This is a genomic window from Halomicrobium urmianum, from assembly GCF_020217425.1.
GTDB lineage: Archaea > Halobacteriota > Halobacteria > Halobacteriales > Haloarculaceae > Halomicrobium > Halomicrobium urmianum.
Genome location: NZ_CP084090.1, coordinates 212,220 through 226,054, shown reverse-complemented (window position 1 = coordinate 226,054; position 13,835 = coordinate 212,220). Strand labels below are relative to the sequence as shown.

Here is a 13,835-nt window from a genome sequence, read left to right as displayed (position 1 = left end):
AAACGGGGAAAAGTCCGCAGCGACGTTACTCTGCGCGGGTCACTGCGTTCCCCGAAAGACTCGCTTCGCTCGACTTCCGAGCCCTGGCTCGCTGCGCTCGCCAGAACCCCCCTCGGATTCAAGGTGGCCGCTCCCGACGGTCGCGTCCACCTACTCCTCGGTGCCTTCGATCTCCTCGACGGTCTCCTCGGCGTCGCTCGTACCTTTTTACTTCGTCGGGTTCGCTCGCGTCCGGAGAAACCGCGCCTACGGTGCGGTATGCTCTTCTACTCCTCGGCGCCTTCGATCTCTTCGACGATCTCCTCGGCGTCGACGTCGGCGTCCTCGAGGGCCTCCTCGATGTCGGCGCCGCCGGCGCCGCCGCCCATGCCGCCCATCATGCCGGGCATGCCCATGCCGCCGCCCAGCTCCTCCTGGACGATGATGCGGTCGACGTCGAGCAGCTGGGTGAGCTGCTGGGCGATCTGCTGCTTGCCCATCATCCACTGCTGGTTCATGGTGAGCTGGGGCGTGGCCTCGATGTAGAGGGTCTCCTTCTCGGTCTCGACGGTCTCGAACTCGGGCTCGGGCTCCTCGTCCTCGTCGGCGTCGTCCTCGTCGGGCTCGACCATCTGCTCTTCCTCGACGGTCTCGGTCTCGAACCAGACGTCGAGTTCCATGTCGAGCATCATCGAGAGGATGCCCTGGGCCTGCTCCTCGCGGTCGTCGACCTCGTCGAGGATCTCGTACTCGTACTCGATGTCCTCGCCGGCCAGCGGGTGGTTGAAGTCGACGCGCGCGCGGCCGCCGATGATCGTCTCGAGGTGACCGTGCTCGCCGTCGACGTCGACGTGCGCGCCGGGATAGCGGTCGTCCTCGGGGATCTTGTCCTTGGAGACCGTGCGGACCTCGCTCTCGTCGTACTCGCCGAAGGCCTCGGCGGCGGGGACGACGACTTCACCGGTGTCGCCGGGCTCGCCGCCGTAGATGTCCTCCTCGACGGCCTCGAAGAGGTGGCCCTGGCCGAGGACGATGGTGCGGGGACCGAACTCCTGGTCTTCGCCGACGCCCTCCTCCTCGGCGACGTCGGCGTCGGTCGTGTCGACGAGGTCGCTCTCGTCGACCGTGCGTGCGGTGTAGTCGATCTCGACGAAGTCGCCCTGCTGGAGTCCGTCCTCGGTCTCCTCCTCGGCGACCTCCTCATCGGCCTGTGTCTCCTCTTGCTGTGCTTCGGCGTCGGCCTCCTCGGCCTCGGAGTCGTTGCTCATACCGTACGGGACAGTCGTTGCACTCTTAAGGACAACGTTTCGCTATGCGGACAGTCAGCGAGCGCTACCGACGCGCAATCCCGCGGCTCTCGGGGCGGTGATCGTCCCGATGCGGGCCGCTTTTGTCGGGGCTGGCCCTCCTCTCGCGCATGTACGAGGTCGAGATGAAGGTCGCGGCCGACCACGGCGAGGTCCGCCAGCGGCTCGAGGCGGTCGGCGCCGACGCCCTGGAGACGGTCGAGCAGGCCGACACCTACTACGATCATCCGGAGCGGGACTTCGCGGAGACCGACGAGGCGCTGCGCGTCCGGCGCGAGCGGTCGGAGGGGGGCGACGTCGACCGGATCACCTACAAGGGACCGAAGGTCGATCCCGACTCCAAGACCCGCGAGGAGGTCGAGACCAGCGTCGGCGCCGGCGGGGACGCCGACGACATCTTCCGGGCGCTGGGGTTCGAGCCGGTCGCGACCGTCGAGAAGGAGCGCGAGCACTTCGCCTACGAGGGATACGCGGTGACGCTGGACAGCGTCGCGGGCGTCGGCGACTTCGTCGAGGTCGAGACGGAGGCCGAGGACGTCGACGCGGCCCGCGAGGGCGCGGAGGCGGTCATGCGCGACTTGAACCTCGATCCGGACGAGCAGGTCAGGACTTCCTACCTCGGCCTGCTGCTCGCTGATGCAGACGAGTAATTACGGCGACCGTTCTCAATTCCGCAAGTTATAGAGGGTCTCACCCCCAACTACGAGCCAATGACCGACCGGAACATCCACGTCGAGCCCGCCAGCGGGCACGCCGTGGAGGACCAGGCGGTAGAGATCGTCGAGCGGAAGGGCATCGGCCACCCGGACTCGATCTGTGACGGCGTGGCGGAGAGCGTCTCTCGCGCGCTCGCGCAGGCGTACCTCGACCGGTTCGGGACCGTCCTCCACTACAACACGGACGAGACCCAGCTGGTCGCGGGCACGGCCGCGCCGGCCTTCGGCGGCGGCGAGGTGCTGGAGCCCATCTACCTGCTGATCGTCGGCCGCGCGACCAAGGAGTACGAGGGCGAGCGCTTCCCCGCGGAGACTATCGCCCTCGACGCGGCCCGCGAGTACCTCGAAGAGAACTTCCCGTTCCTCGAGGTGGGATCGGACGTCGTCGTCGACGTCCGCCTGGGCGAGGGCAGCGGCGACCTCAAGGGCGTCTTCGGCGAGGACGGCGCCGTCCCGATGGCCAACGACACCAGCTACGGCGTCGGTCACGCGCCGCTGACCGAGACCGAGCGGATCGTCCGCGAGACCGAGCGCCGGCTCAACGGCGAGTACAGCGACGACAACCCCGTCGTCGGCCAGGACGTCAAGGTGATGGGCAAGCGCGAGGGCGACCACGTCGACGTGACGGTGGCCGCCGCCATGGTCGACCGCCACGTGGCCGACCTGGAGGAGTACAGAGAGGCCGTCGCCGGCGTCGAGGCGTACGTCAAGGGCCTCGCCGAGGACATCACCGACCGCGACGTCGCGGTCCACGTCAACACGGCCGACGACTACGAGGAGGGATCGATCTACCTGACGACGACCGGCACCTCCGCCGAGCAGGGCGACGACGGCTCCGTCGGTCGGGGCAACCGCGCCAACGGCCTGATCACGCCCAATCGGCCGATGAGCATGGAGGCCACCTCCGGCAAGAACCCGGTCAACCACATCGGCAAGATCTACAACCTCCTGTCGACGGAGATCGCCGAGTCCGTCGCAGACGAGGTCGACGGCATCCGCCAGCTCCAGATCCGCCTGCTCTCCCAGATCGGATCGCCCATCGACGACCCCCACGTGGCCGACGCCTCGGTCGTCACCGAGGAGGGCGTCACCGTCGCGGACATCGAGGACGAGGTCCGCGCGGCCATCGACGACGAACTCGCCGGCGTGACCGACCTGACCCAGCGGGTCATCGACGGCGAGCTGTCGACGTTCTGAACGCGCCGTCGCTCCCGAGCGACACGCGTTTATTCTCCCTCCCGCAAGCGACGGCCATGCAACCGCCGGGAGCCGACGTCGTGCTGGTCCGCCACGGCGAGCTGGGGATCAAGAGCGACCAGGTCCGACGGAAGATGGAGGGGCGCCTGGCGGACAACCTCGCCGCGCTGCTCGCCCACCGCGGCGTCGACGGCGAGATCGAGCGCGAGCGGACGCGGCTGTTCGTCCACACCGACGAACCCGACCGCGCGGCCGACGTCGCCGCCGACGCGTTCGGCGTCGTCTCGGCGAGCCCGGCGCTGACAGTCGAGCCAACGCTGTCGGCCATCGAAGACGCGCTGGCCCGCACCGCCGAGGCCTGCTGGGAGGGCGGCCCCTTCGCCGTCCGCGCCCGCCGAGCCGGCCACGAGGACGTGCACGACTTCTCCAGCCGCGACCTCGAACAGGAGGGTGGCTCCGCGGTCTGGGAGGCCATCGAGTCGTCGGGCGGCGAGCCCGAGGTCGACCTCGACGACCCCGCGTTCACGGTCCACGTCGAGTGCCGCGAGGACCGGGCCTACCTCTTCACGGAGAAGCGCGAGGGGCCGGGCGGCCTGCCCGTCGGGACCCAGTACCCCGTCGCGGTCCTGATCAGCGGCGGCATCGACTCGCCCGTCGCCGCCTGGCGGCTCATGCGCCGCGGCTGCCCGGTCCGGCCCGTCTACGTCCACCTCGGCGACTACGGCGGCCCGGACCACCGCGCGCGCGCCGTCGCGACCGTCGAGGACCTCGCGGCCCACGCGCCCAACACGGACGTGGACGTGCGAGTGGTCCCCGGCGGCGACGACGTCGCCGACCTCGCCGACGAACTCGACCGGACGCGGATGCTCTCGCTGCGCCGCTACATGTTCGCGGCCGCCGAGGCCGTCGTCGAGGCGACCGACGCCGTCGGTATCGCCACCGGCGAGGCCGTCGGCCAGAAGTCCAGCCAGACCAGCGCCAACCTCGCGGCGACGGACACCGCGGTCGACTGCCCCGTCCACCGCCCGAACCTCACCGCGAACAAGTCCGACATCACCCAGCAGGCCCGCGAGATCGGCACGTTCGAGAAGTCGACCATCCCGACGGGCTGTAACCGCGTCGCCCCTTCCTTCCCCGAGACCAACGCCGACCCGGCGACCGTCAGGGAACTCGAGCCCGACGACCTCCTCGAGCGGGCCCGCGAGGCCGCTCGCGACGCCGAAATCGTGCCGATCGATCCCTGAGCGCCTTTCGCGTCAGCCGCCACTTCCGGTTGCGAATCGAATTTTGCTCACTCGGAGGCGACCGGCACAGTCCCCACCGGGAGGGGGCTTCCGGGGCCGTCGCCGGAACTATCGGTAGTGACGACGTACAGTGCGCCCGCGACCCGTAACCACTAACCCGCGGCGAAAACTCCCTCCTGACGATGACGCAGGTCTGTCTGGTGGGCGACGGGGAGGTCAACCTCAGGTACGAACTCCTCTCGCGGGAGACGGCCCGCGACGCCCTGGCGACCTACGACCTGCGGGAGCCGTTCGCCAACTCGCTGGCGGTCGAGACGGTCAGCCTGGGGGCTGCCGTCTCGCTTCTGAACGACCTCGACTGGTACCTCGTGCGGTTCGCCGACGCGGCGCTGGTCCGCGAGCCGTCGATCAGCGAGACGGAGTGGCTCTCGCGGGACCTCGCGACGGCCGTCCGGGACGACGCGGTCGACGACGGGGAGAGCGGGCGGTTCCTCTCGGTGTACGGCGTCGTCGAGCGCGAGGACGGGCCGCCGAAGCTCGTCGAACCGATGCTGGTGACCCGGACGGGCGACTCCATCCCGGCGTACGACCTGCGAGACGTCTCGGACACGCTCGTCGTCCGCGTGACGGCCGACGAGTTCGGCGCGTGACCCCGGCAGGCGGTAGCGCGCGTCGGCAGAACCGAACTATAGTAGAAATTGAACGCAATGACACACTCGAGGGACACCCCGGGTGTCCCTCGATGTGTAAACAGTTTCAATCTCTATTATAGTCCTCGAACATGCCCGTCGACATGTAGCGCTCGCCGCTGTCCCAGAAGACCGTCACGACGAGCGGGTCCTCGGCGCCCTCGTCGACCAGCCGCTCGGCCTCCTCGCGGGCGGCCAGGTTCGACGCGGCAGAGGACTGGCCCACGAGGATCCCCTCTTCGCGCGCCAGCCGGCGGGACTCCGCTTCGGCCGCGTCGAGGCCCACCGTCGTCACGTCGTCGAGCAGGTCGACGTCGAGGTTGTCGCTGACGAAGCCCGGGCCCATGCCCTGGAAGCTGTCCTCGCCGGTGCCGGGTTCCATGCCGGAGAGCACGGCGTTGTCCTCGGGTTCGACGGCGACGATCCGCATCTCGGGGAACTCCTCCCGGAGCCGGCGTCCGATCCCGCTGATGGTTCCCCCGGTGCCGACGCCGGCCACGAGCGCGTCGACGGTCCGGTCGCCGACCTGGTCGAGAATCTCCGGACCGGTCGTCTCGTAGTGCGCCTGCGGGTTCGCCTCGTTCTCGAACTGCCGGAGCTGGAGGAACCCGTCCTGCTCGTCGAGCTCGTCGGCCCGCTCGCGCGCGTCCGAGATGTCGCCATCGACCAGTTCGATGTCGGCACCGTAGGCCTCCATGATCTGTCGGCGCTCGGGCGACTTCGAGCCGGGCATGATCAGGCGCACGTCGTAGCCCTTCACCGCGCCGGCCATCGCCAGCCCGATGCCCGTGTTGCCGCTGGTCGGCTCGACGAGCGTGTCGCCCGGCGTGACCTCGCCAGCGTCCTCCGCTGCTTCGATCATCGCCGTCGCCGGGCGGTCCTTGGCCGATCCGCCGGGGTTGAACGACTCTACCTTCGCCGCGACGGTCGCGTCCTCGGGCGACTCCACCGCCACGAGCGGCGACCCCAGCGTCTCCAGGATAGACTCCTTCATACTGGGAGCCTTGCCGGCCGGGCCGTAAACCCCCGCCGCCACCGGCAGGCCGTGCCGAGAGCCCGGACGCTAGCAGTTGTGATTGGAACGATGGATCCAGGGCCACCGAGTTAGCTCCGCCGGCCTCCGAGGCGGGGACGTTAAAACGTTCCGTTGCGTACGCACCCAGCATGCCACTTGAGACCATGGAGCCGAACCCGGTGTGGGTCGAGGACGCCTACTCGGACACCGTCGAGACGCTCGAGGAACACGGCGACGAACTGACGTTCAGGGTATGGGGCGGCGACTGGTGCAAGGACTGCCGCTCGCAGCTCCCGGACTTCGGCGCGGCCCTGGAGGCGGCCGAGGTGCCCGACGAGAACGTGGAGCACTACCCGGTCGAGAAGGAAGACGACGGCAGCAAGGTCGGCCCGAAGGTCGAGGAGTACGACATCGAGCTGATCCCGACCGTCGTCGTCGAGAAAGAGGGCGAGGAGATCGCCCGCTTCGTCGAGGAGGAGCCCGTCCCCATCTCGGTCTACCTGGCCGACGAGATCGAAGCGGCGCTGGCCTGAGCGGTCGCAGTTCGTCTAGACTTCTTCCGCAGCCCACTCCAGCGCGCTCGCTATCTCGCGGTCCGGCGGCGAGCAGGCGAAGTTCCGGCAGGCGTAGACCGTCGGCTCGCCGTCGCGCTGCCCGCGGTCGGCCCAGATCGGTGGCGCCTCGGTCAGGTCCAGCGCGTCGAGCCACCGCTCCAGTTCGCCGTCGTCGGCCGGCCGCCAGGCCAGCAGGCGTCCGGGGACGTACGTCTCGGCGAGCGTCTCGCGCCACTCGGCCGGGACGTCCTCGGCGACCAGCGTCAGTTCGAGTTCGCCCTCGTGGTACTGGTCGGCGGCGACGACGAGCGAAGCGTGTTGCATCGGGCTGGCCTCGACGTCGTTGGCGTGGGTCGCCAGGACGCCCTCGGCGATTCCGGCGAAGCGGTCGTGGTCGGTGAAGTGGTCCAGCGCGAAGAGGGTCTGGACGGCGACGCCGGCGCTGGAGGGCGTCGACTGGTCGGTCAGCTCCTGCGGCCGGGCCACTAGCGACTCGCCGCTCTCGGGGGTGAAGTACAGCGTCTCGTCCTCCTCGTCCCAGAACTCCCGCTCGATCGCGCGGCCCAGGTCCAGCGCGAACGCGAGGTGCTCGACCTCGCCGGTCGCCTGGAAGAGGTCGAGGGCTCCCCGCGCGAGGAAGGCGTAGTCTTCGAGGTAGCCGTCGATGCGGACGTCTTGGCCCTTGAATCTGCGCTTCAGCTCCCCCTCCGCATCGTCCCAGAGGTGCTCGCGGACGAAGGAGAGCGCGTCGGCGGCCCGCTCGGCGTACGCGTCGTCGAGGATGAGGGCGCCCTCGGCGAGCGCGGAGACCATGAGGCCGTTCCAGCCAGCCAGCACCTTCTCGTCGCGGTCCGGCCGCGGGCGCTCGGCGCGGGCCTCGAAGACCTGCTCGCGGGCGCGTTCGAGGCGCTGTTCGACCTCGCTCTCGTCGAGGTCGTACGACGCCGCCAGGTCCGCGACGCTCTCGCTGATCGTCAGCACCGTCGCTCCCTCGAAGTTGCCCCGCTCGGTCACGCCGAAGCGGTCGCGAAAGAGGTCGGCGTCGGTCTCGTCCTCGACTGCCGCCTCGACCTGCTCGGGCGTCCAGACGTAGAACGCGCCCTCCTCGTCCTCGCCAGCCTCGCCGTCCTCGTCGAAGGCGGGACTCTGCGCGCCGAGCGTGCTGTAGAAGCCGCCCCCGTCGTGGGTCAGTTCGCGCTCGACGAACGCGAAGGTCCGGGCGGCGGCCTCGGCGTAGGCTTCCTCGCCCGTCAGCTGGTAGCCCGTCAGGAGGGCGCGGGGAATCTCGGCGTTGTCGTACAGCATTTTCTCGAAGTGGGGGACGACCCACTCCCGGTCGGTGCAGTAGCGGTGGAAGCCGCCGCCGACGTGGTCGAACAGGCCGCCGGAGACCATCGCGGAAAGCGTCTCGGTGAGGACCTCGCGGGCGTCCTCGCGGCCGTCGCGCTCGGCGGCGCGGGCGAGGGACTGGAGGCGGCCGGGCTGGGGGAACTTCGGGCCGCCACCGCCGCCCCAGCCGCCGTGCTCGCGGTCGGCGCCGCGGACGGCGGCGTTGGTCGCGGTCTCGAGGACGTCCGGGCCGGGCGTCTCCCCGTCGGCCGACGGCGAGGGCTGGCTCAGGTCGCTCTCGATGGCGCTGGTCCACTGCTCGGCTCGGTTGTGCATCTCCTCGCGGTCCTCCGGGTCGGACCAGGAGCCGGCGATGTCCTGCAGCAGGTCCCCGAACGCGGGCATGCCGCGCTTCTCCTCCGGCGGGAAGTAGGTCCCGACGTAGAAGGGCTTGCCCTCCGGCGTGAGCCACGCCGAGAGGGGCCACCCGCCGCGGCCGGTCACCTGCTGGCAGATGCTCATGTACACCGAGTCCAGGTCCGGCCGCTCCTCGCGGTCGACCTTGATCGGGACGAAGTGCTCGTTGAGGACCTCCGCGACGGCCTCGTCCTGGAAGCTCTCCTCCTCCATGACGTGACACCAGTGGCAGGCGGCGTAGCCGATCGAGAGGAAGATGGGCCTGTTCTCTTCCCGTGCCGCCGCCAGGGCCCGCTCGTCCCAGGGCTGCCAGTTGACCGGGTTGTCCGCGTGCTGGCGCAGGTAGGGGCTCTCCTCCTCGTCGAGCCGGTTGCGCTCGGTGGGGTCCGGATCGTCGCTCATACCTGGTGGTTGGCCGTCGAGCCCTAAAGTGGGTCCGAACGGACAGCGACGGAGACGTGGAGACTTCAGCCGGAGATGGACGAACGATAACCTTTAGGCGGCCACCGCGAGGGACTCCGCACATGGTAGAGACAGTGCTGCTGGTCGGTGGGGGCGGTCGGGAACACGCCATCGCCCGCGCGCTCGCCGACTCGGCCGCGGACCTGTACGCGTGCGCCGGCAACCGCAACCCCGGCATCGCGGCCGTCGCCGAGGGCTTCGAGACGCTCGACTCGACCAACCCCACGGCGGTCAGGACCTACGCTCAGGAGGTCGACGCGACGCTGGCCGTCATCGGCCCGGAAGCGGCCCTGGAGGCCGGCGTGGCCGACGCCCTGGACGACGCCGGCGTCTACACGTTCGGCCCGCAGGAGGAGCAGGCCCGCATCGAGACGGACAAGGGCTTTCAGCGCCGGTTCATGGAGGAGCACGACGTCCCGGGCTGCCCGGACTTCGAGACCTTCGAGGACATGGAGGCGGCCTGCGAGTACGTCGACGACTACGACGGCGACCTCGCGATCAAGCCGGCCGGGCTGACCGGCGGCAAGGGCGTCCGCGTCACGGGCGACCAGATCAGCAAGGCGGAGGCCAAGGAGTACCTCCGCGAGTCGGACTACGAACGGGTCGTCCTCGAGGAGCGCCTGATCGGCGAGGAGTTCACCGTCCAGGCGTTCGTCGCCGACGGCGAACTGCGGGCCACGCCGGCCGTCCAGGACCACAAGCGCGCCTACGAGGGCGACGAGGGCCCCAACACGGGCGGCATGGGCAGCTACTCCGACGCCGGCCTCGAGTTACCGTTCATGACCGAGGACGACTACATGGAGGCCGTCGACGTCCTCCGGGCGACGGTCGACGCCCTCGAGGGCTACAAGGGCGTCCTCTACGGGCAGTTCATGCTCACCGCGGAGGGCGTGAAGGTCGTCGAGTTCAACGCCCGCTTCGGCGACCCCGAGGCGATGAACACCCTGCCGGTGCTCAACACGGACTTCCTCGACGTGCTGGTGGCGGCCCGCGAGGGCGATTCGCTGCCGAAGCTCTCGTTCGCCCCGAAGGCGACCGTCTGCAAGTACGCCGTCCCCGACGGCTACCCCACCGACCCCGAGGCGGGCGCGGAGGTCACCGTGGACGACGAGAGCGTCGACGAGGCCGCGGCGGGCGTCGAGGGCGGAGAGGGCATCCTCTACTACGCCAGCGTCGACGAGCGGTCGGACGGCATCTACACGACGACCTCCCGCTCCTTTGCCGTCGTGGGCGTCGCGGACACCATCGCCGACGCGGAGACCATTGCCGACGAGGCGCTGGTCGGCGCCGGCGAGCAGGGCCTGCGGGTGCGCCACGACATCGGCACGGCCGACCTGGTCCAGCAGCGCATCGACCACGTGGCCCGACTGCGGGGCGAGTAGACCGCAGGGGGTGGCTCGGCCCGCGATCAGGCGATGTCCCGCTCGCCCAGCGAGAGGTGCCAGTTCTCCGTCTCGTCGAGCGCGCGGCCGGGCAGCACCGTCGCGTCGATCGGTCGGGTGACGAACGTCGTCGCGTCGGTACACGTCGACAGCGGGAACCGGTCGCCGGGGACGAAACCGGCAGCGGCGAGCACTTCGGTCGGGAGGGAGTCGGCCGCGGCGTCGAGGACGGCCGCGTCGGCGTGGTCCCGGCACAGCGCCGCCAGGCACGCCTCGAACCCAGCGCGGGTCCACTCGTCGGGGACCGCCAGTGGAAGGGCGTCCGCGACGGTCGTCTTCTCCACGGCCGGTATCGAGCGCCGGCAGGCGATCAGCGCCGCCGTCGGATCTCCATCCAGCCGCGAGACGTAGGTCGTTACGTCCCAGCAGGGGTTGTCGTAGCGCCAGGACAGGTACGCCGCCGAGCGCTCGACGTGGAGGGCGTCCGGGACCGAGCGCTCGTAGAGGTCGGTGAGGACGCCGACGGGCACGCCGTCGTGGCTGACCACTCGCTGGTATTCGCGCTCGTCGGCGGACGCGACGAGGTCGAGACACCGGCCGGCGACGGGGGCGAGGCGGCGGAGCACCGCGGTGCAGGCCGCGTTCACGTCGAGCGCGTCGGCGATGGTGCCGGGCCGCTGGAGCCGGTAGTACGTCCGGAGCGGCCCGGCGGTGCGCCACCCGTACGAGTCCAGACCCGGCAGCAGCGCCGCCGACGGGAAGTTGAAGAACAGGTCGGCGTCGGCGACGTCGTCGATCCACCGACGGGTCATCCGGCTGAACACGCCCTGGCGGCGGTAGTCGGGGTGGACGATCCAGTCGGCGGGCTGGAGGCCGCGCAGCCGCTCCGCTCCGGCCCGGAGGGCGAAGGGCAGGCAGGGCTCGGTACCGACCAGTCTGCCGTCGGCCTCGGCGACGACCATCCCGACGGCGTCGGCCGCGGGGTTCGATCGGAACCGCCAGTCGAACCAGTCCCGGCCGCGGGACCGCCCCCACACGTCCTCGTACAGTTCCAGGAACCCGGCGTGGTCCCCGTCGAACGGTCTGACCGTGACGGTGGTCGCTGTCGTCGTCGTGTCGTGCTGGGACTTGGCCACGATGTGGAACCTCGATTGTCCATCCGTTCCCCCGCTTACCCCTTTTACAGACGCCCGTTTCCCGCGATAGGATACCAATACGGTGACAGACGGGTACGGAGCTGGAGACCGAGTCGCCACGCTCCGGGGATCATCTAGCTATCACCTCGGAAGGGGTTCGACCGCGACCGCTCGACCGCCTCTCGCGTCCGACGCCCGTCATATCAGCCCGCGAACTTCAAGGGACTCGCCCCGGTACGGCAAACCGTGACCGACGACGGAACGAGGAGCGACCGCTGCCGGGACCACTGGACGCCCGCGGCTCGGCTGACGCGGACTCCGCCGGGCCAGCGACGGTGAACGCGTGACCTCGATCGACTTCCGGACGACGGCGAGCATCCTCGGGGCGATTCTGCGCTGGTACGCAGTCCCCTTCCTGGCGCCCGTCCTCGTGGCGCTGCTGTACGGCGAGTCGCCGGTTCCGTACGCGATCCCGATGCTCGGGACGCTCGCTCTCGGCGTCGGCCTGGAGCGGCTCGAGCGGGAGCGCCTGCAGGAGCGGGAGGCGTTCCTCGTCGTCTCGCTGTCGTGGCTGAGCGTCGGACTGATCGGTGCGGTCCCACTGGTCGTCGAGGGGACCGGTGTGTTCGATTCGCCGGTCAACGCCGCCTTCGAGGGCATGAGCGGGATCACGACCACGGGCGCGACGGTGATCCGGGACTTCGACGTCCACTCCCGGGCGCTGCTGATGTGGCGGCAGGTCCTCCAGTGGCTCGGCGGCCTCGGCATCCTGCTGCTGGCGACGGCCGTGCTCTCGCGGCTGTCCGTCGCCGGCGCGCAGTTGATGGAGTCGGAGGCCCGCACCGAGTCGACGCGGCTGACCCCGAAGATAGAGGACACCGCACGGATCATCGTCGGCATCTACGTCGGGCTGACCGCGCTGGCCGCGCTCGTGCTGTTCGCGCTCGGGGTCGCCGGTCTCGCGCCGGAGATGACCGCCTACGACGCCGTCGCGCACGCGCTGACGTCGGTGGCGACCGCCGGCTTCTCGCCCCGTGCGGAGAGCGTCGGCGCCTTCGCGCCGGTCGTCCACTGGGTCGTCGTCGCGTTCATGGCGCTGGGGGCGACGAGTTTCGCTCTCCTGTACGCGCTGGTCCGCGGGGACCTCGCCCGACTGCGCGAGAGCGAGGAGTTCCGCTTCTACGTCGGGATCCTCGGGGTCACGAGCCTGCTGATGGTCGGCCTGCTCCTCACCGACCCCGACTACGCGGCCGGGCCGTGGACGGCGGTCCGCCAGAGCGTCTTCCAGGTCACTTCCATCGTGACGACGACGGGCTTCGCGACGGTCGACTTCAACACGTGGTCGCCGGCGGCCAAGCAGGTGCTGTTCATGTGCATGTTCGTCGGCGGGATGGTGGGGTCGACGACCTGCTCGATCAAGGCGCTGCGGTGGCTGGTCGTCCTGAAGGCGTTCGGTCGCGACCTGTCGGTAGCCTCCCACCGCGGCGCCGTACGGGTCGTCAGACTGAGCGGCGACGCCGTTGACGAGGAGACGATCCGCGACGTGTACGCCTATACGCTCGTCGCGCTGGTCTTCTTCCTGCTCGCGACGGTCCTGATCGTGGCCGACGGTGCACGGGCGAACCAGTCGGTCACGGAGTTCGAGGCGCTGACGGCGGCCGCGTCGACCTTCTTCAACATCGGTCCGGCGTTCGGGCGAGCCGGACCCTACGGCACGTACGAGGGGTTCGCGCGGTCGAGCAAGGTGCTGATGACGCTGCTGATGTGGGTCGGGCGCATCGAGATCATCCCCGTGCTCGTGTTGCTCACGCCGAACTTCTGGCGGTGAGTCAGGGCACGGCCGTGGCGGTCGCGCCCACACGGACGGTTTCAAGGTCCGCGGCCGTCTACGGACGGGCGTGACCGGACCGCGGCGACACGACCGGATCGAGCGGACCGCCACGCCGGGCCCGCGCAACTCGATGCGCCACTGGCCCGAGGCGAAGCGGCCGCTCCGCATCGTGGTCAACTTCCTCGTCGTCTGGCTGATCCGCTACTCGCCGAGCCTGCGGGCGAAGAGCTGGCTGCTGCGTCGGCTGGGCGCGACGGTCGGAGAGGGCGTCTCGCTGGGGCTGACGGCCACGCCGGACGTGTTCTGGCCGGAGCTGATCACGATCGAGGACCACGCCATCGTGGGCTACGACGCGACCGTCCTCTGCCACGAGTTCCTCCAGGACGAGTACCGCACGGGCGAAGTGGTGATCGGCGAAGGAGCGATGATCGGTGCCGGGGCCGTCCTGCTCCCGGGCGTTGAGGTAGGCGCGGGGGCACAGGTGGGTGCCAACGCCGTGGTCACGAAGGACGTGCCGCCCGGTGCGACCGTGGCCGGCATCCCGGCGGAGCCGATCGACGAGGACTGAGCGGCGGCG

General features: G+C 70.0%; 12 protein-coding genes. 8 read left to right on the top strand and 4 right to left on the bottom strand.

From position 1 onward, the window contains the following. Nucleotides 1-266: 266 nt before the first annotated feature. Complete coding sequence (locus tag LCY71_RS01110; RefSeq protein ID WP_225334528.1) at nucleotides 267-1,247, bottom strand: FKBP-type peptidyl-prolyl cis-trans isomerase; 981 nt, start codon at nucleotides 1,245-1,247, stop codon at nucleotides 267-269. Nucleotides 1,248-1,396: 149 nt separating this feature from the next. Here LCY71_RS01110 and cyaB point away from each other — a divergent pair, with 149 nt between their 5' ends. The 4 genes from cyaB to LCY71_RS01090 all read left to right on the top strand — a co-directional run bounded on the left by cyaB (nucleotide 1,397) and on the right by LCY71_RS01090 (nucleotide 5,093). Then, nucleotides 1,397-1,936 carry a class IV adenylate cyclase gene (cyaB, locus tag LCY71_RS01105; protein WP_225334527.1) on the top strand — a complete coding sequence of 180 codons (540 nt, stop codon included), beginning with the start codon at nucleotides 1,397-1,399 and terminating at the stop codon, nucleotides 1,934-1,936. 60 nt (nucleotides 1,937-1,996) lie between these two features. After that, nucleotides 1,997-3,199 (top strand): methionine adenosyltransferase, encoded by a 1,203-nt coding sequence (locus LCY71_RS01100; RefSeq protein WP_225334526.1) that lies wholly within the window; start codon nucleotides 1,997-1,999, stop codon nucleotides 3,197-3,199. A gap of 56 nt (nucleotides 3,200-3,255) precedes the next feature. After that, entirely contained in the window at nucleotides 3,256-4,443 is a 1,188-nt protein-coding gene (locus tag LCY71_RS01095; RefSeq protein WP_225334525.1) for a tRNA sulfurtransferase, read from the top strand. 182 nt (nucleotides 4,444-4,625) lie between these two features. Continuing rightward, nucleotides 4,626-5,093 (top strand): DUF5804 family protein, encoded by a 468-nt coding sequence (locus LCY71_RS01090; protein ID WP_225334524.1) that lies wholly within the window; start codon nucleotides 4,626-4,628, stop codon nucleotides 5,091-5,093. 106 nt (nucleotides 5,094-5,199) lie between these two features. On the opposite strand, the gene LCY71_RS01085 is transcribed toward LCY71_RS01090, so the two are convergent. After that, nucleotides 5,200-6,126 (bottom strand): PLP-dependent cysteine synthase family protein, encoded by a 927-nt coding sequence (locus LCY71_RS01085; RefSeq protein ID WP_225334523.1) that lies wholly within the window; start codon nucleotides 6,124-6,126, stop codon nucleotides 5,200-5,202. A 170-nt stretch (nucleotides 6,127-6,296) separates the two neighbouring features. Here LCY71_RS01085 and LCY71_RS01080 point away from each other — a divergent pair, with 170 nt between their 5' ends. Beyond that, nucleotides 6,297-6,680 carry a thioredoxin family protein gene (locus LCY71_RS01080; protein ID WP_225334522.1) on the top strand — a complete coding sequence of 128 codons (384 nt, stop codon included), beginning with the start codon at nucleotides 6,297-6,299 and terminating at the stop codon, nucleotides 6,678-6,680. A 15-nt stretch (nucleotides 6,681-6,695) separates the two neighbouring features. On the opposite strand, the gene LCY71_RS01075 is transcribed toward LCY71_RS01080, so the two are convergent. Next, complete coding sequence (locus tag LCY71_RS01075) at nucleotides 6,696-8,849, bottom strand: thioredoxin domain-containing protein (protein ID WP_225334521.1); 2,154 nt, start codon at nucleotides 8,847-8,849, stop codon at nucleotides 6,696-6,698. 122 nt (nucleotides 8,850-8,971) lie between these two features. Between LCY71_RS01075 and purD the strand changes: the two genes are divergently transcribed. Beyond that, complete coding sequence (gene purD / locus LCY71_RS01070) at nucleotides 8,972-10,291, top strand: phosphoribosylamine--glycine ligase (RefSeq protein WP_225334520.1); 1,320 nt, start codon at nucleotides 8,972-8,974, stop codon at nucleotides 10,289-10,291. Nucleotides 10,292-10,317: 26 nt separating this feature from the next. Here the strand turns inward: purD and LCY71_RS01065 are convergent, their stop codons facing one another. Continuing rightward, nucleotides 10,318-11,427: a GNAT family N-acetyltransferase gene (locus LCY71_RS01065; RefSeq protein ID WP_225334519.1), complete on the bottom strand. Its 1,110-nt coding sequence runs from the start codon at nucleotides 11,425-11,427 to the stop codon at nucleotides 10,318-10,320. 343 nt (nucleotides 11,428-11,770) lie between these two features. On the opposite strand from LCY71_RS01065, the gene LCY71_RS01060 reads away from it, so the two are divergent. Beyond that, nucleotides 11,771-13,255, top strand: coding sequence for a TrkH family potassium uptake protein (locus tag LCY71_RS01060; protein WP_225334518.1), 1,485 nt, complete (start codon nucleotides 11,771-11,773; stop codon nucleotides 13,253-13,255). Between the two features lie 70 nt (nucleotides 13,256-13,325). Further along, nucleotides 13,326-13,826 carry an acyltransferase gene (locus tag LCY71_RS01055; RefSeq protein ID WP_225334517.1) on the top strand — a complete coding sequence of 167 codons (501 nt, stop codon included), beginning with the start codon at nucleotides 13,326-13,328 and terminating at the stop codon, nucleotides 13,824-13,826. Nucleotides 13,827-13,835 lie beyond the last annotated feature (9 nt).